We start from the raw sequence: 21,981 nt of genomic DNA, 5'->3' as shown, positions 1-21,981 counted from the left end.
ACGATGCTGGGCCTGCTGGCTCGGCGAAACGATCCAATGGCCAAGCTGCTGACGATCGACAGCAACCCGGTCGACGACATCTATCCCCTGATCGAGCAGGTGCGCGCCCGCGGCCGGATGTCCCGCGTGGCTGGCGCCGGCTGGGTCTGCGCCGACGCGCGGATCCTGCGCGAGCTGCTGCGCGACAGCCGGATCAGGACCGCCAAGCCCAGCGATCGGGCCCCCTTCCGGCTCGGCCAGTGGATCCTGGCCAGAACCGACCCGGGCGTGATGAACCCGATCGAACCGCCCTCGATGCTGGTCACCGACCCTCCGGACCACGCCCGGCTGCGCCAGCCGGTGACGCGCGCCTTCACGCCGCGGGCCCTTGATCGGCTGCGCGCCGGCATCCAGGATCTCGTCGACGGGCTGCTGGACGGTCTCGACGGCAGGACCGACTGCGATCTGTTCACCGAGTACGCCTCGCAGATCCCGATGGCGGTGATCGCCGACCTCATGGGGATGCCGCGCGACGACACGCCCTATCTGCTGCACGTCGCCGAGACGGCCACCAGCCTGCTGGGCAGTGTCGGGCCGTCGTGGCGGCACTACCGCGCCGGCACGGACATCCTGCGGGAGTTCGAGAGATACGTCGGCGACCACATCGCGCGGCTACGCCGCACCGGCGGCGACAGCATCCTGTCCGATGTCATCCGCAACAGCGACTTGACCGAAGCCGAACTCAAGATGCTCGCCGCCTTGCTGTTCGGCGCGGGGTTCATCACCACGACGCACATCCTCGGCAAGTCCGTCATCGCGCTCACCCGTCACCCGGATCAGTTGGCGACGCTGCGCGCGAACCCCGACGGATGGCCCAACGCCGTCGAAGAGGCCCTGCGCTACGACACCCCGGTTCAGTTTGTGCCCCGGGTCGCTGCGGAAGACATTGAGATCGAAGGTTATTCGATCCGGGCGGGCGAGGCGGTGTTCGTCATGTACGGCGGGGCCAATCGGGATCCGGCGGTCTTCGACAACCCGAACGCCTTCGACGCCGCCCGTGCCAACGCCCGCGAACACATCACCTTCGGCACTGGCGTACACACCTGCCTGGGCGCGGCGTTGGGGCGGATGGAAGTCCAGATCGGCTTGCAAACACTGTTCGAGCGCTTTCCACGGTTGAGTCTCGCCGGCCCGCCGGTCTACAACCACAACATTGGACTGCACGGGCTCAAACATCTGCCGGTGTCACTCGGCTGATTCGCCGACCGCCTGCTCGCGGGCCCACCGGTAGTCGGCCTTGCCGGCGGGGCTACGCACGATGGCCGCACGGAACACGATTGCTTTCGGCAGTTTGTAGCGCGCCAAAGTCCGTGCGGCATGGTCGATCAACTCGCCTGCAGCGGCGGTAGCACCGTCGGCGAGCGCGACCACGGCGACGACTTCCTGTCCCCATCGCTCGCTGGGGCGTCCGGCGACGACGACGTCGGTCACGGCCGGATGCGACGCGATCGCGGTTTCAACCTCTTCGACGAAGATCTTCTCGCCTCCGGAGTTGATCGTCACGGAGTCGCGGCCCAGCAGTTCGATCCGGCCACCGTCGAGATGCCGCGCACGGTCGCCCGGCACCGCGTAGCGCACACCGTCGATCACCGGGAACGTGGCGGCCGTCTTGGTGGCGTCGCCCTTGTAACCCAAAGGCACGTAACCCCGTTGGGCCAGCCAGCCCATCCCGTCGTGACCCGGCTGTAGCAGCGCACCGAGACCCTCGGCGGCGACGAAAGTGTCCGGCCCGGCGTTGAAGGTGCCGGTCGACACCGTGCCCGATGTCGACATGTGGTGCATCTGCGCGCCGGTCTCCGACGAGCCGACACCGTCGACGACGATCGCATTCGGCAGCACCTCGATCAGGCGCTGCTTGACGTACGGGGTCAGCAGCGCGCCGCCGTTGGCCACCACCGCCAGCGACGACACGTCGGCTGTCCCGTCCTCGCGCGCCTTCTCGATCGCGGCGACCAGCGGGCGCGCCATCGCGTCGCCGACCACCGTCACCGTCATCACCTTCTCCCGATCGATGGTGCGGACAACGTCGTCGGCGTCCAAATGGTCGACCACAGAAGGGAATACGACGGTCTGGCCGGTCGTGATCGCCGTCATCACACTCCACTGCGCGGCGCCGTGAATCAGCGGCGGCAGGATCATCAGCTTGGTGGGGGTGCTGCCGTCCAGGCGCCCCAGGATCTGCTCGAGAGAATCGGTGGGCTCGCCGGTCATCAGGTTTCGACCGCCGAACGACGTCATGAAGATGTCGTGTTGCCGCCACAGCACGCCCTTCGGCATGCCGGTGGTGCCCCCGGTGTACAGGACGTACAGGTCGTCGGGGGAGTGCTCGACGGCCGGTGCCGGAGACTCGGCGTTGATCGCTTCTTCGTAGTCCACGGCGCCGTCGAGCAATTCGTTACCCGAGTCGTCGGCAATCTGGATCAGGACGCGCAGCTGCGGAAGATCCGGCAGCACCTCGGCGACCCGCGGGGCGAAGGCGGCGTGATAGATCAACGCCGTCGCGCCGGAGTCGGCGAGCAGGTACTGCAGTTCGCTCTTGACGTAGCGGAAGTTGACGTTGAACGGCGCCACCCGCGCGGCGAAGGCACCGACCAGCGACTCGACGAACTCGTTGCCGTTGTAGGCGTACAGACCCACCAGATCCTGCCCGACCTCATGGCCACCGAGTGTCGATCGTTCTGTGTGGCAACCCAATCCGCGGGAATGCAGATACGCGGCCAGCCGCTGCGAGCGATCCATGATCTGGGCGTAGGTATAGCGCCGGTCGCCCTGGATGATGAGCTCTCGGTCGGGAATCGTCGCCGCAACGGCGGCGGTGACGGCGGGAACGGTGAATTCGACTGCGGTGGCGGGCATCTGGACCTTACGGCTGGTGTGGAAGCAAGCGGACCATCAGGCCGTTGGCTTCGCTGAGCACGGCGCCGTCGGCCGATGTCATAGTAGCCTCTATGAAAACTTTCCGGCCGTCGATCCTGCTGACCGCGCACCTGGCTTCCAGCGGCTCGTCGATCGGGGTGATCTTCCGGTAGTCGACGTGCAGGAATGCGGTCCTGGTCGGGAAGACGTCGGCCGCGGTCACTGCCATCCCGAACAGCCAGTCGTACAGCAGCGGGATGATCCCGCCGTGCACGGCGCGGTTGCCGCCCACGTGTGCCTCGGTGAAACCGCCGGCCATCGTGACGCCGTCAGGTCCGGACCGGATCACCGTCCACGGGGGCATCAGCGGATGGCCGAGGCCCGGGATGCTCAGCACCCGACCGGCCACGTTCTCCGCCTCCGGAACCTGATGTCCATCCAGCAGCGCGCATGCGCTTTCGAGATGCGCGGCCGCGTCGGCCCACAGCGCGTCACCCGGGTTGGTGGACACGGTCAGGTCGTGCAGTCGGCGCAGCGCTGCGACATATCGGCGCAGCTCGTCGGGCGCGTCTTCCACCGGTCGAACGTCGGGGAATCCACCCCGATCCGCGGGTGCGGTGTCGGTCACGTAGTCCCCCCGTCCGGCCGGCCCCACGTCTGCATCAGATCGTCGGTGGTGGTGATCGTCGCCAGCAGCGACAACATGTTGTCGATGATCGCATTGCCGTAGTCGGTAGGGATGCCGGCGACGGCATCGCGCGGCACGACAACCCGATAGGCGGCGTTCACCGCGTCCATCACGACGTTGGGGATCGCCAGGTTCAGCGACACCCCGACTACCACGATGGTGGTCACCCCCAGGTTGCGCAGCACCGCGTCGAGATCCGTCCCGCCCATCGGGCCGATGCCGTGCCAGCGGCTCAACACGAGATCGCTTGGCTCGGGTCCCAATTCGGGCAGCACGGTCGCGCCGGGAGTGCCGGGGAGGATGTTCACCTCGCCGCGGCCGATGGTGAAGATCTTGGCGTTGTGGTTGGCTCCGAGCCCGTCGGGCCGACGCTGCACGGTGCAGTGCACCACCCGCACCCCGGCGGCCCTCGCCACCGGCAACAGCCTGACGATATTGGGCAGCGCGACGCGGCGGGCCTCGTCGGCCAGTTGCGCCAGGCCGGCGTTCGGGCCGATGACCGCGCCCTGGCATTCCTGGGTGACGATCGCCGTGTGCTCGGGCGCGGCGATCTCGGCGAGGGGACTCACGCCGGCACTTCGTAGAACTGGGTGGCCCACTTGCGCAGGGCCATATAACCTTTCGCGTCTTCGCGGGACAGCGCGGGATTCTCGACGTACCGCTGGTAGCGCCAGATCTCCAGGTCGTCGAAGACCGTTGAGAGGAAGTGCTTTTCGATGGTGTCGCGCAGTTCGCCGTGTGGGACGTCGGCGGTGTCGCCGGGCAGGCGTGGCCACCAGATGGAATAGAACAGGTCCGAGCACTCGTCGTCGACCGGCGTGCAGGTGAAGATCAGTCGGTGGTTCTGTGCTCCCTCGAACACACTGATCGCCCCGCCCAGACCGAACAGATTGCTGTGAAACCTCAGCGCCAGGTCCTCGGGGTCGTCGCTGCGGGCGTCCGGCCAGCCCGCGACGAATCGCCATTCGTGGTCGACGATCTTCCAGTCCAGCACGCGGGGCGTAACGGTCGCGTGGTGGACGTACTCGAAATGTGCACTGTCGGGTGCATTCTCGGCCACGATCTGTGGATGCACCGGCTCGCGTTCGGCCCGTCGGGAGAACTCCGGGTAGGCCCGATAGTAGGTCGCCGGGTCGGTCTCGAACTGCGGGAACGAGCCGAAGATGTCCGGCATGTCCCATTGCGGCTCTTTGCCTTCCGGCTGATGCCAGATGAATACGCAGTCGTGCTGTTCGCGGACGGGATACACCCGCAGCCGCAGCACCTTGTTGGGCCGGTCCGGCTGGTAGGGGATGTAGCGGTTGCTGCCGTCGGGCCCCCAGCGCCAGCCATGGAACGGACACTGCACGCAGTCGCCGACGACGGTGCCGCCGTGGCCGATGTGGGCCCCCAGGTGTTTGCAGTGGGCTTCCATGACGTGCAACTCGCCGTGCTCGTCGCGGTAGGCAACCAGATCCTCGCCGAAGTAGTGCAGCGGCCGCGTCTCGCCGACCGGGAATTCCGGCGACCATCCGACCATGAACCAGCCGGTGACTTTCCAGGTGAAGGGGACTTTCACGCCGGCGCCTCCTGGCCTCGTCGCGATGATACTAAATACGTTACAGTATTGATTTCAGCTGAAGGAGGCGCTGCGGAATGTCTGACGATCTCGAAGCGATCCGGCAGGTGAAAGCTCGTTATTGCCGCTTTCTCGACGCCAAGGATGCCAGCGGGTGGCGCAGCGTATTCGCCACCGACGTGGTGGTCCTGTTGGACTTGGCGGTGTCGACCGGCGGGGCCGATCCGATGACCGCCCCGCCCGTCGAGGGCGTCGACAACTTCGTTCCGATGGTGCTGGCCAGCCTCGAGGGCGCGCAGACGATGCATCATTGTCACACGCCGGAGATCACCTTGACCTCATCGGAAACCGCCACTGGCATCTGGGCGATGGAGGACTGGATCGTCTTCGCCAACGGCAATGAACTGCACGGCGCGGGCCACTATCACGAGACCTACGAAAAGCAGGACGGCGCTTGGGTGATCAAGACGCTGCATCTCACGCGCACCATTCAGCAAATCACGGGTGACAATGCCTGAGACCGGTCGGCGTCTCGACGCGATCGTGATCGGTGCCGGCTTTTCCGGGCTGTATTCCTTGCATCGACTGCGTGAGCTCGGTCTGCGGGTACGGGTGCTGGAGATGGCCGAAAACGTCGGCGGTACTTGGTTTTACAACCGATATCCGGGCGCTCGCTGCGACATCGAGAGCATCGAGTATTCCTACAGCTTCTCCGACGCGATTCAGCAGGAGTGGGTGTGGACCGAGACGATGCCGGCCCAGCCCGAGGTGGAGGCCTACCTGAATTTCGTCGCCGACCGACTCGACCTCCGCCGGGACATCCAGTTCGGCGCCAGGGTCGTCGCGATGACTTTCGACGAAGACGCCGCGGAGTGGGAGGTGCGCACCGATGCGGGGCAGTCCTTCGTCGCGCCGTTCGTAATCGCAGCCTCGGGCATCCTGTCGGTGGCACTGCAACCCGGCTTCCCCGGCATGGACGAGTTCGCCGGGATGTCGTTACTCACCTCGCAGTGGCCGCGGGGCGGTGTCGACTTCACCGGCAAGCGGATCGGCGTCATCGGCACCGGCTCGACCGGCGTCCAACTCATTCCTGTGGTTGCTCGAGAAGCAAAGCAGCTGTTCGTGTTTCAGCGATCGCCGGCATACACGCTGCCCTGGAAGGTGCGCCGCTTCGAGCCGGGCGAACTCGACGCGATGAAGGCCGACTACTCCGGCATCCGTGCCGCGCAGCGGATGCACCCGATCGGGGCCGCCCGGCTGAGCGCGTTCTCGGTGCTGCTCGAGATGCTCGGCAAGCCACCGCTGAAGTCGGCGTCTCGCGAAGAGCAGTTGCGCGCGATCGACGAACACGGCGTGCTGGGCGCGCTGAATTGGGGCGACATCTTCTTCGACATCGAGGCCAACCGGATGGCCGCAACGTTGTACGGCGAGGCGGTGGCCCGGATCGTCGAGGACCCGCAGACCGCGGCGTCCTTGGTGCCCGACTATCCGTTCGCCTGCAAGCGGCCGATCATCGACCAGGGCTACTACGAAACATTCAACCGCGACAACGTGACCCTGGTCGATCTGCGAGCCGCGCCGATCGAACGTCTGACGGCCGCCGGTATCCGGACCGCGCGTGAGGATTTCGACCTCGACGTGATCGTCTACGCGACCGGCTTCGACGCCATGACCGGCGCGCTGAGTCGCATCGACATCCGCGGCCGCGACGGCGCTTCGCTCGCCGAGTTCTGGGCTGACGAGGGGCCGCTGTCGTATCTGGGCATAGCGGTCGCCGGCTTCCCGAACCTGTTCACCATCCAGGGTCCAGGCAGCCCGAGCGCGGCCACAAACTTCGTCGCTGCGCTGGAACAGCACGTGGAATGGATCGGCGACTGCCTTGAATACCTGCGCGCCAACGGTATTCGCACCATCGAGGCAATGCCATCGGCGCAGCAGGACTGGATCGAGCACGCCACCTCGCTGGTTGCCCCCACCGTTCTCGTCCACCCGTCCTGCAACTCCTGGTACAACGGTGGCAACGTGCCCGGCAAGAAACGGATGTACATGGGTTATACCGGCGGAATTCCCGAATACCGGCGCCGCTGCGACGAGATCGCGGCGGCCGGGTACACCGGCTTCACGCTCGCGTAGGTGACCTGCATGTCATTGGCGACGATCGGTTTCACCGCGGCCCGTGAGCTCAGCCTGGTGGTGCCGCGCACGATAGCCGGGCTCAACGAATCGACCGGCTGGAACCCCGCGTCCCCACGCGGCGTCCGGCAGTTCGGTGAGGTCATGCTGGACGAGCTTGTGCTGTCCGGTTTTTCATTGGTGGGCGGAATCCCTGCGGATGTCCGATCACCGGGAGCGTGCGTCGCCGCGGCACAAGAGTTGTCCGCGCTCGGCGTCGACGGCGCCCACGCCGACCCGGAGCCCATCCGGATACACAAGCTCGAACTCAAGCGCATCGCCGGGTTGGCTTACGAGCGCCTCACTTTCGAGCACGACCCACGATTGCCGCACAGTCTGGCGAGCGAACGGTTGGGCGGACCTGCCAAGGCCGTCGTTCATCTGTGCCGGCACGCGGGCGGGCCGAGGCCCTGGCTGATCTGGGTGCACGGCGCGGGCCAGGGCGGCGTCGAGGACTTGCTACTCACCCGGGTCGCGCGCATCCACCGGCAGTTGGGTTTCAACGTCGCGATGCCGGTGCAGCCCGGTCATGGTTGCCGACGACGGGACTGGCCCGCCTACCCCGACATGGATCCGCTCGGCAATGTGGCCGGCATGATGCGGGCGGTGTCGGAGGTTCGGGCGGTCGTCCAATGGGCGCGGCCGAAGGCGAGCGCCGTTGTGGTGGGCGGTATTTCGATGGGCACGCCCGTCGCGGCGCTGGTGTCCCACTTGGAGCGCGACATCGACGCGGTCGGACTGTACACACCCATCCTCGGACTCAACGCGATGATCGCGCGACACCTCGGGCGCTGGGGTGCGTCACGGCGCGAGTTTCGTGAGCTGCTGAGCTCGCCGGTGGTCGCGAGGCTGACGTCGGTGATCGACCCACTTGCCGTCGACCCGGCGCCACCACCGCACCGCCGGCTGATCGTCGGAGCCTGGCACGATCGGATGGCGATGCGCGATCCCACCGATGCGTTGCAGGAGCGCTGGGGTGGTCAGTTGTATTGGTATGACGGCGGCCATGTCGGCCATGTGTTCTCCCGCAAAGTTTTTGGGGTTACCGAACGGTTCCTGCAAGGAGTTGCCGAGGAGTCTTCGGCATGAGCTCGCCGGCCCGCGTCGTCGCAGGGGAGATCACCGAAGTCTGGAATTGCGGCTACAAGCAAGGAGTGTGGCGTTGACCAAGACACTGGACGAACTCGGTTACTACCTGCTGGCCGGCGCCGGCGGTGAGGGCCCGGCGACGTTGATGGACGAGGCCCGTCGCGGCGAGGAGTTGGGCTTCGGCACGGCGTTCATCTCCGAACGCTGGAATGTCAAGGAGGCGTCGTCACTGGTCGGCGCCGCCTGCGCGGTGACCAGCCGGATGCAGATCGCAACTGCCGCAACCAATCACAACACCCGGCATCCGCTGATCACCGGCTCGTGGGCCACCACTATGCACCGGTTGTCGGGTGGCCGCTTCACCCTCGGTGTCGGCCGCGGCATCGCCGCTATCTACGGCGCCTTCGGCATTCCCGCGGTGACCACCGCGCAGATGGAGGACTGGGCCCAGGTGATGCGCCGGCTATGGCACGGCGAGGTCATCTTCAACCACGACGGGCCGATGGGGAAGTACAACATCCTGTTCCTCGACCCCGACTTCAAGGAGGACATCCGCCTCGCATTGGTGGCATTCGGGCCGAATACTCTGGCGCTGGGCGGCCGGGTGTTCGACGACGTCATCCTGCATACCTATTTCACCCCGGACACGTTGCAGCGCTGCGTGAAAACCGTCAAAGACGCCGCGGAGAAGGCGGGCCGTGATCCCGACAGGGTGCGCGTCTGGTCATGCTTCGCCACAGTCGGCGACCACCTGCCCGAGGAGTTGCGGTTGAAGAAGACCGTCGCCCGGCTGGCCACCTACCTGCAGGGCTACGGCGACCTACTGGTGCGGACCAACGACTGGGATCCTGCTGTCCTGAACCGGTTTCGGGCCGACTCGGTCGTGACGTCGATCGCCGGCGGCATCGACCACAAGGCCACCGCCGAGCAGATCGAGCACATCGCGGGACTGATTCCCGACGAGTGGCTGGAACCGTCGGCCACCGGGTCGGCGCAGCAGTGCGTCGACCGCATCCGCAAGGAGTTCCAGTACGGCGCCGACGCGGTGATCATGCACGGCGCGACACCCGACGAACTGGAGCCGATTGTCGAGGAGTATCGGGCCACCAGGTAGGAATGACCCATGTCGACGTATCTTCAGGACAAGGTCATCATCGTCACCGGTGCCGCCAGCGGCTTCGGCAAGCTCATCTCGGAGAAGTGCGCCGCGGGCGGCGCGAAGGTGGTCGGCGTCGACGTCAGCGCCGACGCCTTGAACGAGGTCTTCGAGGGGATCCAGGCTGCCGGCCACGACGGCACCAGCCAGCTGGCCGACGTCGCCGACATGGCTCAGATGCGGGCCGCCGCCCAGCACGCCGTCGACACCTACGGCCGCATCGACGTGATCGTGAACAACGCCGGCGTGATGCCGCTGGCCTACTTCTCCGACCATGAAGCCGCATGGGCGAAGTGGCACAAGGCAATCGACATCAACATCAAGGGCGTCGTCAACGGAATCGCGGCCGTCTATGACACGATGATCGCGCAGGGGCGCGGCCAGGTGGTCAACATCTCGTCGATCTATGGCAACGCCGGCACCGAGGGCTCCGGCGTCTACAGCGCGACCAAGGCCGCCGTCGACGCACTGTCGGAGTCGTTGCGGATCGAGGCCCAGGGCCAGATCAAGGTGACCAACCTCAAGCCGACCGGCGTCCTGGGGACGCACCTGGCCGGCGGGGTGGTCAACCAGGCGGCGGTCACCGGCATCCTCGGACACAAGGCGCCGCTGTTCTTCGAGAACGCGATCAAGACGCAGAGCGGTGAGCTGCAGCCGGAGCAGCTCGACGTCGACTCAATCGGCTACTGGCTGATCAACCCCGACGATCTGACCGACGCCGTCATCCACGTCATCGACCAACCGTGGGGCATCAACATCAGCGACATCACCGTGCGGGCCAGCGCCGAAAACTATATCTACTGAGGCCTTCTCACGGCATGATGACGGTGCGGCTGACCGGTTCCGCCGCAGCCTGACGGCTGGACAATCCGCGCTGCAACGCAGCCATCAACGCATCGCGGGTCTCCCGCGGGTCGATCAGCTCGTCGAACCCCATCGACTCCGCGGACCGGAACGACGCCTGCAACTCCGCGTCGCGCAGTTTGGCCGTGAGGTCCTCGCCGGCGTGCGACGCCTTGCTCAGTGCCGCCGCGCTCATCGCGCCCATCGTCGCGCCGGGGTAGGCGAAGGTCGCGCCTTGGCTGTCAAAACTCAACAGCGACATGACCATTGACCCGAACCCGTAGGCCTTGCGCAGCGTGACATGGAGCTTGATGGTCGTTGCTGCCGTCTGCGCGGCGAACATCCGCGCCCCCGCCCGCAACACACCGCTGCGCTCCGAACGGCTGCCCGGCAGCATCCCGGGGTTGTCGGCGAGGAACACGATCGGCAGATGGAACGAGTCGGCAACCATGATGAAATGCGCCGCCTTGTCCGCGGCGTCGGCATCGATGGAGCCCGCCAACACTTTTGGCTGATTCGCCACCACCGCGACCGGATGACCGCCCAGATGGGCCAGCGCGCAGATGATGGCCTTGCCGAACCGCGGCTGCACCTCGAACCAGTCTGTGCTGTCGAAGACCACGTCGAGGACGGCCCGCATGTCGTAGACCCGGCGGTTGTCCCGCGACACGATGTCGGTGAGCTCCGGCAGTGGGCGCGGCTTCGCAACTTCGGCGTCCGTGTGCGACGGCGGATACGACCATGCGCTGGAAGGGAAGTAGGACAGGTACCGACGGATGTCGTCGAGGACCGCTTCGTCGTCGTCGGCGACGTTGTGGATCACGCCGCTGGGCAGGGCGACACTGGGTCCGCCGAGGTCTTCCTTCGAGATGTCTTCTCCGGTGGACTCTTTCACGACGGGCGGGCCGGCTGTGAAAATCGCGCCCTGTTCACTCATGATGCGGAAGTCGCAGACCGGGGCCACCAACGCACCGTGGCCGGCCGAAGGGCCCAACACGGCGCCGACGGTCGGCACCTTCCCCGAACACTGCGCCTGCGCGAGAAGATCGGTCGGGGAGCGGCCGTAATGCCCTCCGCCGGGCCGAAAGCCGGCACCCTCGAGCAGCATAACCAGCGGGATCTTGTCGCGCAGCGCCAACTCCGCAATGCGATAGCGTTTGGAGTTTCCGCCGGGGCCGATGCTGCCGGCGAGCGTGGTGAAGTCCTCGGCGCCGAGCATCACCGGTGCGCCGTTGATCAGGCCGGAACCGACGATGATGCCGTCGGCGGCAACGTCGCCACCGACCAGTGTGCCGATCTCGCGAAACGACCCCGGGTCGAGGAGGTGCTCGATGCGCCCGCGGGCGTCGAGCTTGCCCTTGCCGTGGTGCTTGGACAGCCGTTCCGGGCCGCCCATCGCCCACGTCCGTTCGCGTCGACGAGTCAGGTCGTCGAGCGTCTCCTCCCAATCTGGGGGTTTCGTCATCGGCACGTCCTATCTACTGAAGTGCTTACTGTAGCGTCTGCGAGAGGTGGACGGCGAGAGGCGGTGCGATGGGCATCCGGTTGACGGAAGACGAGGCGTGGGAGGCCGTGGACGCGGCGCACACCGGAACGCTGACGACGCTGCGCCGTGACGGCATGCCGATCGCGCTGCCGGTGTGGTTCGCCGTCGAAGACCGCACCGTCGTGCTGACGACGCCGTCGACCACGAAGAAGGTCGCTCGAATTCGCCGCGACCCCCGGGCCTCGTTCCTGGTCGAATCGGGGGAGAAGTACGTCGACCTTCAAGGCGTGCATCTGACCGGGCGCATCGAGGTGGTCGACGACGCGAACGCCAAGGCGCGCATCGAGGAGGCCGTAAACGCCAAGTACGCCGCGTTCCGCCCGGCCGCCGGTGCGCTGCCCGCGAAGGCGCAGGCGTTCTACGCCCAGCAGGCGTTTCTGCGTTTCGTGCCCGAAGGCCGGATCCTGACGTGGGACAACGCTCGACTCGGGCTGCCGAAGTGACGAAGCTGCTGTGCCGCAGCGTCATTGACCTTACCGAATTGCTTACTGTAGCTTCACGAGTATGACGCCCCTCAAAGTCGACGGCGGCATCTTCACCGACCTGGCGCGGGTGCCGGAGCTGGTCGGCGAACTCGAGACGCAGGGCTACGACGCCTGCTGGACCGGGGAGATCAACCACGATCCGTTCTTGCCATTGCTGCTGGCCGCCGAACACACGTCGCGGCTGGAGATCGGGACCAGCATCGCGGTGGCTTTCGCGCGCAGCCCGATGACCGTCGCCAATATCGGCTGGGACTTGCAGACGTATTCGCAGGGCCGTTTCATTATGGGACTCGGAACGCAGATCAAGCCGCACATCGAGAAGCGGTTCAGCATGCCGTGGAGCCGCCCGGTCGCCCGGATGCGCGAGTATGTGCTTGCGCTGCAGGCGATCTGGTCCGCGTGGAACGACGGAACCAAGCTGCGGTTCGAGGGTGAGTTCTATACCCACAAGCTGATGACGCCGATGTTCACCCCTGAGCCGCAGGTGTCGTGGGTGGCGCCACCGATTTTCATCGCCGCCGTCGGCGAGGCGATGACCGAGATGTGCGGCGAGGTCGCCGACGGCCTGCTGGCCCACGCCTTTACAACGCGGCAGTACCTGCACGAGGTCACGTTGCCCGCAGTCGAGAGCGGGTTGCAGCGCTCCGGCCGGAATCGCAGCGCGTTTCAGGTCGCGTGCCCGGTGTTCGTGGTGACCGGCTTGCAGGAATCCGAATTGGACGCCGCCGCAGTCGGTGTCCGCAAGCAGATCGCCTTCTACGGGTCGACGCCCGCGTACCGCAAAGTCCTTGCGCTGCATGGCTGGGGTGAGGTGGCCGACGAGTTGCACCGGCTGTCGCTGCAGGGCGAGTGGGACGCGATGGCGACGCTGGTCGACGACGACATATTGCGGGCGTTTGCCGTAGTGGCGACGGTCGACAAGCTGGCCGTTGCCATCAAGCAACGCTGCGACGGTGTCATCGATCGGGTGATGCCGTCGTTTCCCCGCACCCTGCCCGCCGACACGGTCGCCGCGGTGCTGAACGAGTTGCGCCAGTAGAGGAGTTGCCGATGAGCACGCCGACGATGGACGAAGCTGCCAAGGTGTTCGCCGACCCGCAGGCCTACACCCACGAGGCGTCGTTGCATGCGGCGCTGACGCATCTGCGGGCCAACGCTCCGGTGTCGCTGGTTGATGTGCCGAATTACCGGCCGTTCTGGGCGATCACCAAACACGCCGACATCATGAATATCGAGCGCAACAACATGTTGTTCACCAATTGGCCCCGCCCGGTGCTGACGACGACCGAGGGCGACGAATTGCAGGCCGCCGCCGGGGTGAAGACACTGATCCACCTCGACGATCCGCAGCACCGGGTCGTACGGGCGATCGGTGCGGATTGGTTTCGCCCAAAGGCGATGCGGGCGTTGAAGCTTCGTGTCGACGAGCTGGCCAAGACCTATGTCGACAAGATGCTGGCCGTCGGGCCGGAATGCGACTTCGTGCAAGAGGTCGCGGTGAATTACCCGCTGTTCGTGATCATGTCGCTGCTCGGCATACCCGAGTCCGACTTCACGCGGATGCTCAAGCTCACTCAGGAGTTATTCGGCAGCGACGACAACGAATTCAAGCGTGGCAGCAGCAACGAGGATCAGCTGCCGGCGCTGCTGGACATGTTCGGCTACTTCAACGGCGTCACCACGTCGCGGCGCGAGCACCCGACCGAGGATCTGGCGTCTGCCATCGCCAATGCCCGCATCGATGGCGAGCCGCTGTCGGATATCGAGACGGTGTCGTACTACCTGATTGTCGCGACGGCCGGGCATGACACGACGAGCGCGACCATCTCCGGGGGGCTGCACGCGCTCGTCGACAACCCCGACCAATTACGCCGGCTGCGTGAGGATCTCGACCTGATGCCGCTGGCCACCGAGGAGATGATCCGGTGGACCACTCCCGTCAAGGAGTTCATGCGGACCGCCGCCGAGGACACGACCGTGCGCGGCGTCCCGATCGCGGCGGGGGAGTCGTTGCTGCTGTCCTATGTGTCAGGCAACCGCGACGAAGAGGTCTTCACCGATCCGTTCCGCTTCGACGTCGGCCGCGACCCCAACAAGCACCTGGCCTTCGGCTACGGCGTGCACTTCTGCCTCGGCGCGGCGCTGGCCCGGATGGAAGTCAGCAGCTTCTTCTCCGAGTTGGTGCCGCGGTTGAATTCGATTGAGCTGACTGGCGATCCGGCACACGTCGCAACAACCTTTGTCGGTGGGCTCAAGCATCTGCCGGTCCGGTATTCGCTGCGCTAGAGCCCCTCGTCGTCTTCGCCGTCGCGGAGCAGTTTTTCGGGGTGGTGGTAGGTGTTGATGCGTGGTTGGCCGCGGTCGAGGTGTGCGGGTGGGATCCATTGGGTTTGGTAGCGCGTGTTTTTGCGGGTGGTCCAGCCTTGTTCGGTCATGGCGTGGTTGGGGTGGCAGGTGAGGGTGAGTGTGTTGATGTCGGTGACGGGGTTGTTTCTGTAGGGGTCGTCGTGGTGGACCTCGCAGTGGTAGCCCGATACGTCGCAGTTGGGGAAGGTGCAGCCACGGTCCCTGGCGTGCAACATGATTCGCTGCGCAGCCGAGGCGAGACGTTTGGTGTGATACAGCGCCAACGCTTTGCCGTGGTCGAAGATCGCCAGGTAGTGGTGGGCGTGCGATGCGAGGCGGATGATGTCGGACATTGGCAGCAGGGTGCCGCCTGCGGTGAGGCCGCGGCCGGCGCCGGCTTCGAGTTCTTGCAGTGTCGTGGTGACGATGATCGAGGCGGGCAGGCCGTTGTGTTGACCCACATCGCCGGAGGCCAGCAGCGCGCGGCCGGCGGCGACGAGGGCGTCGTGGGTGCGCTGCGCCAGGCTGCGGGTGTCGCCCTGAATTTGGGCTTCCGACGGTGTTCCGCTGACGCAGGGTTCGAGGTCGTCGGAGTTACACATGCCGGGGGCGGCCAACTTGGCGAAGACCGCGTCCCACGTCGCCCGCGCCTCCGGTGTCAGGTAGCCGGTCACCTTGCGCATGCCGTCGGTGTCCTGGCGGCCGATGGACACCCCACGCCGCTTCGCGCGATCGACGTCGGAGAAGTCGCCGTCGGGGTTGAGGCAGTCCATCAGCTTGTCGGCCAGCTTCGATAGCTCATCTGGGCGGTGCTCCAGGCTCAGATCAGCCAGCTTGGCCTCGGCGATCGCGCGGGTCTCGATGTCGACGAACTCCGGAATCCGGTTCCAGAACGAGCGGATCACCGCCACATGCCCGGCACCCAATTGCCCGTTGCGCTGTGCGGCGGCGGTCGCCGAAAGCACCGGGGCCAATGGCTCACCGTTCAGCGCCCGTCGCTCGCCCAGATCCTCGGCTTCGTGCACCCGCCGCGACGCCTCGGAACGGCTGATCCGCAACCGATCCGCCAACACCGGCGCGAGTTTGCCGCCCAACACCGCGGGCTCGACCCGGGCAAGCTCATTGATCAGCGCGTGCTCGATGGCCGGTTGTGCGCATCGCATCTGCTCAAGTGCTTCCAGCACGTTCAGCCGCTCAGGGGTGGTGAGCGCGTCAAACGTCAGCTCCAACATGCGCTTCCAGGCAGTTCGCAGCGCGTCGAGACCCTCGAACACTTCGTCGCGGCTACTAGAACGCATGTTCGAATGATAGCCAAAGACTCTGACACGTGCAGAAAGTTGTCCACAGGCGAAACCACAGTGACACAAGTGATTTCGCGGGCCGGGGTGGCCGCGGGCCAGGTGACTGCGCGGCCTCAGGAGTACAACCGACACCGCTCGAGCAGTATCTCCGCGACCAGCCGCGGCTCGCTGATCATCAGGTCGTGGCAGGTATCGACGGGAATCAGCGTCTGTACCCCGCCGAGCGCTTCGATGCTGCGCAACTGCGTCCTGCGAAACAGCGCGTGATCGCGCAGCGTCAGAATCCAGGTCCGCGGAACGTCGGCGGGCAGGTCGCTGCGATCGACCGCCTCGGCGATCACCGTTACCGCCTCCGGGTGAATCCGCGACAGCGCGTAGCGGCGTTGCGCTCGCGTCATACCGTTGCAGAAGATCAAGCGGCTCAACAGGTTCGGCGTCACCGACGGCGACTTGCGCAGCCGCACCGCACGCCGCACGTACCAGGCCAGCGGCCCGACGAGAGTGTCGACAATCGCCGTGCCTTGGGCCGGCACACAGGCTGCAGCCAACACCATCTCCCGCACCCGCGACGACCCCAGCGCGGCAACCATTCCGGGCACTGTCAGCCCGGCCAGCGAATGCCCAACCACGATCACCTCGTTCAACCCTGCGGCATCCACTTGCGAGACCGCCGACCGCACGCATTCCGCGATACCGACCGTCGTCAGGTCGCCGGGCACTGCGCCATGGCCGGGCATGTCCACCGCTAGCACCGGCAACGACGGCGCCAAGAGACGTAGTTCGTTGACAACTAAGTCCCAGCAGTCCGCCGAGTGCTCGCCGCCGTGGACGAGAACGAGAGCCGGCAGGCTAGGCCGTCCCGTAATCGATTATGCCGCGGACGATTTCACCGTTGAGCAGATCTGCGTAGGCCTCGTTGATCTGGTCGAGACGGTACCGCCGGGTGATCATCTCGTCGAGCAGCAACTGCCCGCTCTGGTAGAGCTTCGCCAACTGGGCGATGTCGGACTTCATGTTGCACGAGCCGAAGATGGTGCCCGCCAACGTCTTGTTCATCAGGATGAAGTCCTGCAGATTGATCTTGACCGACTGGGTCAGCTGCGACGTCATCCCGGTGAGCACACAGGTGCCGCCCTTGCGGGTCAGTGCGACTCCGTCGCGGACGTCCTCGCGGCTCATCAACGACGGGGACACCACCACCGCGTCGGCCATCACGCCCAAGGTCAGGCCACGCACCAGATCCATCGCCTCTTCGGCCGACGCGGCGGTATGCGTCGCACCGAAGCGCAGTGCCGACTTCTGTTTGAACTCAACGGGATCGACGGCGACGATCTGCGCGGCGCCGTTGATCCGGGCGCTCTGGATCGCGGCCGTGCCGATGCCGCCGACGCCGATCACCACGACGGTGTCACCGGCGCGCATGTTCGAGCGGTTGGACACCGATCCGTAACCGGTCGGAATGGCGCATGACAACAATGCGATCGGCACCAACGGCAGATGCGGCTCGACCTTCACCAACGAATTGGTCGACGCGACAGTGTGTTCGGCGAAGGTCCCGACCTTGGCTAGGTGGCCCAGGTCGCGCCCGTCCGAGGTGTGGTGGCGGAAGGTGCCGTCGGTGGGCATCCCCGGGATCATGGTTCCGATGCCGGCGTCGCAGATGTACTCGGCTCCGGTTGCGCACCAACGGCATTGGCCGCACGCCGCGACGAACGACATCACCACGTGGTCGCCCGGGGCGTAGTCGGTGACGCCGGGCCCCACTTCCTGCACGATGCCAGAACCCTCGTGCCCGCCGATCATCGGGAACATCGAGGGCAGGCCCATCGACTTCATCACCTCGTTGGGCGCGGACATATCGCCCTTGAGGATGTGGTCGTCGGAGTGGCACAGACCGGCGGCAGCCATCTTGACCAAGACCTCGCCGGCCTTCGGGGGATCGAGCTCGAATTCCTCGACAGACCACGGCCCGCCGACGTCGTGCAGGATCGCGCCGCGGCTTTTCATGCGACCGGGGTGAACGACACCGGCAGGCTGTTGGGAGAGCGGAACGTCACGCCGACGATCCGGGTCTCGTCGTCGGGCTCGAGCCTGAGGTTCTCTACGCGATCGAGCAGGCTTTCCAGCATCACGCGAGTTTCCAAGCGCGCCAGATGCATTCCGAGACACATATGAATACCGCCGGCAAACGCGATGTGCGCCTGGCGGGGCCGCGTGATGTCGAAGGTGTTGGGATCCTTCCAGCGGCTCGCGTCCCGGTTGGCAGACCCCATACACATGTCGACTTGAGCGCCGGCCGGGATCGTCGTCCCGCTGATCTCGACGTCGCGGGTCGTGGTGCGCATGACCATGGTCAGCGGGGTCTCGACGCGCAGCCCCTCTTCCATCGCGGCCGGTATCAGCGAGCGATCCTTCTGAACCATTGCGAGCTGCTCGGGATGCGTCAGCAGAAGGTAGAGCAGGTTGCCCGACGACCGATACGTGGTCTCCAACCCCGCGGGCAGCAGCAGCCGCAGGAACGCGATGATCGCCTCGTCGTCGAGTTTCTCGCCGTCGATCTCCGCGGTGCACAGGTCGCCGATGATGTCGTTGGTCGGCTTGCGGCGGCGCTGCGCCACCTGGTCGGAGAAGTAGGTGTGCAACTCTCCGGCGGCGATCAACCCCGCCTCGATATCGGTCTGAATGGAGATGAGGCCGAGGGAAAGTCGGCGGAACATGTCGAGGTCTTCGCGGGGCAGGCCGAGCAGCTCGGAGATGATCCGGGTGGGGAACTCGAAGGTCAACGCCTTCACCAGGTCAGCGTGACCGTCGGCCTTAATCTCGTCGACCAGTTGGTTGCACACGGGTCCGACAACCGAGGGCTCCCACCGCTGCAGTGCGGTCGCGCGGAAGGCCTTCGCCACCAGGCTGCGGTGGTCGTGGTGCTCTTTGCCTTCCATCGCCAGGATGGTGTGGCCCATCACCAGGCCGATGGTCTTGTCGTAGGCGGCGGACGTGAATGCCTTCTCGTCGCGGAACCCCTGGTAGACGCCGTCATACCCGAAGAGCACCCATTCGTCGTCCGCCTTGAGTTCCGGCGGCATCAAATCGTTCTCCATGAACGTGCCGTGAAACACCGGATCGGTGCGGCGCATGTACTCGAAGTACGGGTAGGGGCTGGTCTCGCCGGTGGTGTCGAGGACGACCGGCTGATCACCAACATCGGACTGTTCGGTGCGCAGCGTCATTGCCGCTCCTTCGTGACCGGGTATCTCGTTATCATAATATAAATAGCAACGAAGCCCAATGGCTTGTAGGCGGTTACCGTAACGAGGACAGTATCTAACGTGGCTGAACGTCGACTTGTCTGTTCGCTCGACGAATTGCCGCCGGGCGCCATGAAACTGGTCGACGTCGGCAAGTTCGGTGTCGGCGTGTACAACGTCGCCGGCACGGTGCACGCGATCGTCAACTACTGCTCGCACGAAGGCGCGCCGCTGTGCGAGGGCCTGCTGGGCGGCACGAACGAATTCGATCCCGACGAGCCGGGTGGGCTCAAGCGTGTCAAGGACGGCCAGATCGTCCGATGCCCTTGGCACAATTGGGAATTCGACGTCACAACGGGACAGAACCTGGCCGATCCGAAGCGGCGGATCCGCACCTACGACGTCGATGTCGCCGACGGGAAGGTGTACCTGACCGCATGATCATCGACACAAATGTCCAGCCGCATTTTCGCTATAACGCCGAAATACGGCGCTACCTACCGGCCGCGCACAAGCTGCGATCTATCCCTGACGTGGAGCAGCAGTGGTACCAGGCGCCGGGCGGCAACTACCGCGAAGACCTGTACGGCGAGCACTATCCGGGGTCGGATCGCGAGACAGTGGCCCGGCACCTGTTCGACGATGCCGGCGTCGACTACGCGGTGCTGAACCCGTTGACCCGCGGCAACATTGCTGACTACCTGCTCAACAGCCGGATCTGCGCCGCGGTCAACGACTGGCTGCTGGATCGCTGGCTCGAACCGGACACCACTAACCGCTTCCTCGGCACCATCCGGGTGAACCCCGAAGACCCGCGCGGAGCGGTGGCTGAGATCGAACGACTGGCGGTGCATCCCAAGCTGGTCCAGGTCGGTGTCCCGATGCAGTCGCGCGAGCCGTACGGCAAGCCGCAATTCGAGCCGATCTGGGAAGCCGCTGCGGCACACGGGCTTCCGGTGGCCGTCCACATCAACGGCGGCAATGGGGTCGATTACGCGCCGACCTTCGCCGGGCACGCCGGCACCTATCCCGGCTACGCGTCCTTCATGCCGCTGAACTACTTCGTCCACCTCGCGACGCTGGTCGTCGAGGGCATGTTCGGCCGGCACCCCGGCCTCCGATTTGTCTTCGCCGACGGCGGCTACGACATTCTCACGCCGCTGATGTGGCGGCTCGACACGTTCTGGCTGTCTATGCGTGACCAGACCCCGTGGGTCGACCGCTATCCCAGCGAGTACCTGCCCGGCCATGTCCGGTTCTGCTCGTCGTCCCTCGACGGGCCGACCGACCTCGACCAGATGCAGCGCTGGATGGAGTTCTCCGGCAAGGCCGATCTGCTGATGTACGGATCGGGCTACCCGCACTGGTCGATGTCGACGCCCGAGGACGCCGCGGGCGGTTTGGACGACGCCCAGCGCGCCGCCGTGCTGTGGCGAAACGCCGCCGAGCTCTATGGACTTCACGAACCCGCCGAGGGGAGTACTGGATGACCATCATCGAGCGGGCCGAACCGCACACCGAGAGCGATGAGATCGCGGTTGCGATCGTCGACACCGACGTGCACCCGATGCCGGTCTCGGCTGACGTCCTCAAGTCTTACGCGCCGGCGGAGTGGGTCGACAAGATCTGGCCGACCGGCAACGCCGTCACACCGCTGCCGCACTTCTACGACACCCCGGACTCGTACAAGACGATGTCGATGCGCGTCGACGCCGCGCCGCCCGGCGGCGGCTTCGCCGGCACCGATCCCGACTACGCCGCCAAGCAGTTGCTCGTCGACGCCGGGGTCAGCATCGCGACCCTCGAGCCGATGTGCGACGCGCAGTTGCCGCAAGCCGAACACGTGCTGAAGTCGACCTACAACGACTGGCTCGCCGATGTCTGGCTCGAGCGCAACAACGCCCACGGCCGCTGGCGCGGATCGATCAGCGTCACCGCGCAGGCGCCGGAGATGGCGGCGCGAGAAGTGCAGCGCTGGGCGGGCCACCCCTACATGGCCCAGGTGCTGATGACGCCGCAAACCCGCGGAATCCCCTTCGGCAACAAACATTTCGACCCGCTGTACAAAGCGGCGTCGGCCAATGGTCTGCCGGTGGCCACCCATTTGATGGGGCAGACGCCGTTCGAGTTGATTCCGATATTCCCGGTCGGCAACCCGGCGCACTGGCACGACTTCTTCGCGTCGTGGCCGCTGCTGTACGTCTCGCATCTGATGAGCCTGGTGTTCGACGGCGCCTTCGACCGGCACCCCGATCTTCGGGTGGTGTTCGTCGAGGGCGGCTTCACCTGGGCCATGCCCGTGATGTCGCGGATGGACCGCATTTGGGAAGCGCGGCGCGGCGACCTGCCGCATGTGAAGCGCCGGCCGTCGGAGTACGTCCGCGAGCACGTCCGGTTCACCACCCAGCCGTTGGAGGACGCGGACGTCAAGCAGTTCCGCGACTACGTCGAGATGATGGACATGGGCGACAACCTGATGTTCTCGACCGACTATCCGCACTGGAGTTACGACGCCCCGACCTACGCGATCAACCGGTTCCCCGCGGCGCAGCGCGAGCGGATCATGCGAGGCAACGCGACCAAGCTGTACGGCCTGCCGCCGACGGTGAAGGCACTGCCCGGCGAGCGCCCCCCGCCAACCGTTTAAATAGGGTCAC

At 65.8% G+C, this 21,981-nt stretch carries 21 protein-coding genes; 12 read left to right on the top strand and 9 right to left on the bottom strand.

The features are described 5' to 3' along the window. Positions 1 to 3 precede the first annotated feature (3 nt). On the top strand, positions 4 to 1,236 hold the full coding sequence (locus PT015_RS09285) for a cytochrome P450 (RefSeq protein WP_285191019.1): 1,233 nt from the start codon (positions 4 to 6) through the stop codon (positions 1,234 to 1,236). Here PT015_RS09285 and PT015_RS09280 read toward each other — a convergent pair. The 4 genes from PT015_RS09280 to PT015_RS09265 are packed head-to-tail and all read right to left on the bottom strand — an operon-like array spanning position 1,225 to position 5,141. Beyond that, complete coding sequence (locus tag PT015_RS09280) at positions 1,225 to 2,895, bottom strand: acyl-CoA synthetase (protein ID WP_285190329.1); 1,671 nt, start codon at positions 2,893 to 2,895, stop codon at positions 1,225 to 1,227. The genes PT015_RS09285 and PT015_RS09280 overlap by 12 nt on opposite strands. A 7-nt stretch (positions 2,896 to 2,902) precedes the next feature. Next, on the bottom strand, positions 2,903 to 3,523 hold the full coding sequence (locus PT015_RS09275; RefSeq protein WP_285190328.1) for a PaaI family thioesterase: 621 nt from the start codon (positions 3,521 to 3,523) through the stop codon (positions 2,903 to 2,905). Next, positions 3,520 to 4,152 (bottom strand): cysteine hydrolase, encoded by a 633-nt coding sequence (locus tag PT015_RS09270; RefSeq protein ID WP_285190327.1) that lies wholly within the window; start codon positions 4,150 to 4,152, stop codon positions 3,520 to 3,522. Before PT015_RS09270 ends, PT015_RS09275 begins: the two co-directional genes overlap by 4 nt. Continuing rightward, the gene (locus PT015_RS09265; protein WP_285190326.1) at positions 4,149 to 5,141 is read right to left on the bottom strand and encodes a Rieske 2Fe-2S domain-containing protein; all 993 of its coding nucleotides are present in this window, start codon (positions 5,139 to 5,141) and stop codon (positions 4,149 to 4,151) included. Before PT015_RS09265 ends, PT015_RS09270 begins: the two co-directional genes overlap by 4 nt. Positions 5,142 to 5,218: 77 nt before the next feature. Between PT015_RS09265 and PT015_RS09260 the strand changes: the two genes are divergently transcribed. Genes PT015_RS09260 through PT015_RS09240 form a run of 5 tightly spaced genes read left to right on the top strand, consistent with a single transcriptional unit; the run spans position 5,219 to position 10,362 of the window. After that, positions 5,219 to 5,659: a nuclear transport factor 2 family protein gene (locus PT015_RS09260; RefSeq protein ID WP_285190325.1), complete on the top strand. Its 441-nt coding sequence runs from the start codon at positions 5,219 to 5,221 to the stop codon at positions 5,657 to 5,659. Continuing rightward, complete coding sequence (locus tag PT015_RS09255; RefSeq protein ID WP_285190324.1) at positions 5,652 to 7,274, top strand: flavin-containing monooxygenase; 1,623 nt, start codon at positions 5,652 to 5,654, stop codon at positions 7,272 to 7,274. Before PT015_RS09260 ends, PT015_RS09255 begins: the two co-directional genes overlap by 8 nt. Positions 7,275 to 7,283: 9 nt before the next feature. Beyond that, the gene (locus tag PT015_RS09250) at positions 7,284 to 8,402 is read left to right on the top strand and encodes an alpha/beta hydrolase (protein WP_285190323.1); all 1,119 of its coding nucleotides are present in this window, start codon (positions 7,284 to 7,286) and stop codon (positions 8,400 to 8,402) included. A 40-nt stretch (positions 8,403 to 8,442) separates the two neighbouring features. Beyond that, positions 8,443 to 9,516: a TIGR03857 family LLM class F420-dependent oxidoreductase gene (locus PT015_RS09245; RefSeq protein WP_285191018.1), complete on the top strand. Its 1,074-nt coding sequence runs from the start codon at positions 8,443 to 8,445 to the stop codon at positions 9,514 to 9,516. A gap of 9 nt (positions 9,517 to 9,525) precedes the next feature. After that, the gene (locus PT015_RS09240) at positions 9,526 to 10,362 is read left to right on the top strand and encodes an SDR family oxidoreductase (RefSeq protein WP_285190322.1); all 837 of its coding nucleotides are present in this window, start codon (positions 9,526 to 9,528) and stop codon (positions 10,360 to 10,362) included. Between the two features lie 7 nt (positions 10,363 to 10,369). Here the strand turns inward: PT015_RS09240 and PT015_RS09235 are convergent, their stop codons facing one another. Then, positions 10,370 to 11,866, bottom strand: a complete 1,497-nt coding sequence (locus PT015_RS09235) for an acyl-CoA carboxylase subunit beta (RefSeq protein WP_285190321.1) — start codon at positions 11,864 to 11,866, stop codon at positions 10,370 to 10,372. A 68-nt stretch (positions 11,867 to 11,934) separates the two neighbouring features. Between PT015_RS09235 and PT015_RS09230 the strand changes: the two genes are divergently transcribed. The 3 genes from PT015_RS09230 to PT015_RS09220 all read left to right on the top strand — a co-directional run bounded on the left by PT015_RS09230 (position 11,935) and on the right by PT015_RS09220 (position 14,718). Further along, on the top strand, positions 11,935 to 12,390 hold the full coding sequence (locus PT015_RS09230; protein ID WP_285190320.1) for a pyridoxamine 5'-phosphate oxidase family protein: 456 nt from the start codon (positions 11,935 to 11,937) through the stop codon (positions 12,388 to 12,390). A gap of 61 nt (positions 12,391 to 12,451) precedes the next feature. Further along, complete coding sequence (locus PT015_RS09225) at positions 12,452 to 13,471, top strand: LLM class F420-dependent oxidoreductase (RefSeq protein ID WP_285190319.1); 1,020 nt, start codon at positions 12,452 to 12,454, stop codon at positions 13,469 to 13,471. A gap of 26 nt (positions 13,472 to 13,497) precedes the next feature. Continuing rightward, the gene (locus PT015_RS09220) at positions 13,498 to 14,718 is read left to right on the top strand and encodes a cytochrome P450 (RefSeq protein ID WP_285191017.1); all 1,221 of its coding nucleotides are present in this window, start codon (positions 13,498 to 13,500) and stop codon (positions 14,716 to 14,718) included. Here the strand turns inward: PT015_RS09220 and PT015_RS09215 are convergent. The 4 genes from PT015_RS09215 to PT015_RS09200 all read right to left on the bottom strand — a co-directional run bounded on the left by PT015_RS09215 (position 14,715) and on the right by PT015_RS09200 (position 19,306). Further along, positions 14,715 to 16,076, bottom strand: coding sequence for a 13E12 repeat family protein (locus tag PT015_RS09215; RefSeq protein ID WP_285190318.1), 1,362 nt, complete (start codon positions 16,074 to 16,076; stop codon positions 14,715 to 14,717). The genes PT015_RS09220 and PT015_RS09215 overlap by 4 nt on opposite strands. Before the next feature lie 116 nt (positions 16,077 to 16,192). After that, positions 16,193 to 16,927, bottom strand: a complete 735-nt coding sequence (locus PT015_RS09210; protein ID WP_313825886.1) for an alpha/beta fold hydrolase — start codon at positions 16,925 to 16,927, stop codon at positions 16,193 to 16,195. Between the two features lies 1 nt (position 16,928). Further along, entirely contained in the window at positions 16,929 to 18,086 is a 1,158-nt protein-coding gene (locus PT015_RS09205; RefSeq protein WP_285190317.1) for a Zn-dependent alcohol dehydrogenase, read from the bottom strand. Further along, positions 18,083 to 19,306 (bottom strand): cytochrome P450, encoded by a 1,224-nt coding sequence (locus PT015_RS09200; protein ID WP_285190316.1) that lies wholly within the window; start codon positions 19,304 to 19,306, stop codon positions 18,083 to 18,085. Before PT015_RS09200 ends, PT015_RS09205 begins: the two co-directional genes overlap by 4 nt. 99 nt (positions 19,307 to 19,405) lie before the next feature. Between PT015_RS09200 and PT015_RS09195 the strand changes: the two genes are divergently transcribed. The 3 genes from PT015_RS09195 to PT015_RS09185 are packed head-to-tail and all read left to right on the top strand — an operon-like array spanning position 19,406 to position 21,971. Beyond that, positions 19,406 to 19,765, top strand: a complete 360-nt coding sequence (locus PT015_RS09195) for a Rieske (2Fe-2S) protein (protein ID WP_285190315.1) — start codon at positions 19,406 to 19,408, stop codon at positions 19,763 to 19,765. Continuing rightward, positions 19,762 to 20,814, top strand: a complete 1,053-nt coding sequence (locus PT015_RS09190; RefSeq protein ID WP_285190314.1) for an amidohydrolase family protein — start codon at positions 19,762 to 19,764, stop codon at positions 20,812 to 20,814. Before PT015_RS09195 ends, PT015_RS09190 begins: the two co-directional genes overlap by 4 nt. Continuing rightward, positions 20,811 to 21,971, top strand: coding sequence for an amidohydrolase family protein (locus tag PT015_RS09185; protein ID WP_285190313.1), 1,161 nt, complete (start codon positions 20,811 to 20,813; stop codon positions 21,969 to 21,971). Before PT015_RS09190 ends, PT015_RS09185 begins: the two co-directional genes overlap by 4 nt. Positions 21,972 to 21,981: the final 10 nt, after the last annotated feature.

The organism is Candidatus Mycobacterium wuenschmannii, assembly GCF_030252325.1.
GTDB lineage: Bacteria > Actinomycetota > Actinomycetes > Mycobacteriales > Mycobacteriaceae > Mycobacterium > Mycobacterium wuenschmannii.
This window is presented reverse-complemented; position numbering and strand designations above follow the sequence as displayed.

Excerpts from the sequence above, each read along its gene's own strand:
- PT015_RS09225 (WP_285190319.1), top strand. The coding sequence starts at position 12,452 with ATGACGCCCCTCAAAGTCGACGGCGGCATCTTCACCGACCTGGCGCGG.
- PT015_RS09185 (WP_285190313.1), top strand. The coding sequence starts at position 20,811 with ATGACCATCATCGAGCGGGCCGAACCGCACACCGAGAGCGATGAGATC.
- PT015_RS09235 (WP_285190321.1), bottom strand. The coding sequence starts at position 11,866 with ATGACGAAACCCCCAGATTGGGAGGAGACGCTCGACGACCTGACTCGT.
- PT015_RS09205 (WP_285190317.1), bottom strand. The coding sequence starts at position 18,086 with ATGAAAAGCCGCGGCGCGATCCTGCACGACGTCGGCGGGCCGTGGTCT.
- PT015_RS09220 (WP_285191017.1), top strand. The coding sequence starts at position 13,498 with ATGGACGAAGCTGCCAAGGTGTTCGCCGACCCGCAGGCCTACACCCAC.
- PT015_RS09255 (WP_285190324.1), top strand. The coding sequence starts at position 5,652 with ATGCCTGAGACCGGTCGGCGTCTCGACGCGATCGTGATCGGTGCCGGC.
- PT015_RS09230 (WP_285190320.1), top strand. The coding sequence starts at position 11,935 with ATGGGCATCCGGTTGACGGAAGACGAGGCGTGGGAGGCCGTGGACGCG.
- PT015_RS09190 (WP_285190314.1), top strand. The coding sequence starts at position 19,762 with ATGATCATCGACACAAATGTCCAGCCGCATTTTCGCTATAACGCCGAA.
- PT015_RS09250 (WP_285190323.1), top strand. The coding sequence starts at position 7,284 with ATGTCATTGGCGACGATCGGTTTCACCGCGGCCCGTGAGCTCAGCCTG.
- PT015_RS09240 (WP_285190322.1), top strand. The coding sequence starts at position 9,526 with ATGTCGACGTATCTTCAGGACAAGGTCATCATCGTCACCGGTGCCGCC.
- PT015_RS09260 (WP_285190325.1), top strand. The coding sequence starts at position 5,219 with ATGTCTGACGATCTCGAAGCGATCCGGCAGGTGAAAGCTCGTTATTGC.
- PT015_RS09285 (WP_285191019.1), top strand. The coding sequence starts at position 4 with ATGCTGGGCCTGCTGGCTCGGCGAAACGATCCAATGGCCAAGCTGCTG.
- PT015_RS09280 (WP_285190329.1), bottom strand. The coding sequence starts at position 2,895 with ATGCCCGCCACCGCAGTCGAATTCACCGTTCCCGCCGTCACCGCCGCC.
- PT015_RS09200 (WP_285190316.1), bottom strand. The coding sequence starts at position 19,306 with ATGACGCTGCGCACCGAACAGTCCGATGTTGGTGATCAGCCGGTCGTC.
- PT015_RS09215 (WP_285190318.1), bottom strand. The coding sequence starts at position 16,076 with ATGCGTTCTAGTAGCCGCGACGAAGTGTTCGAGGGTCTCGACGCGCTG.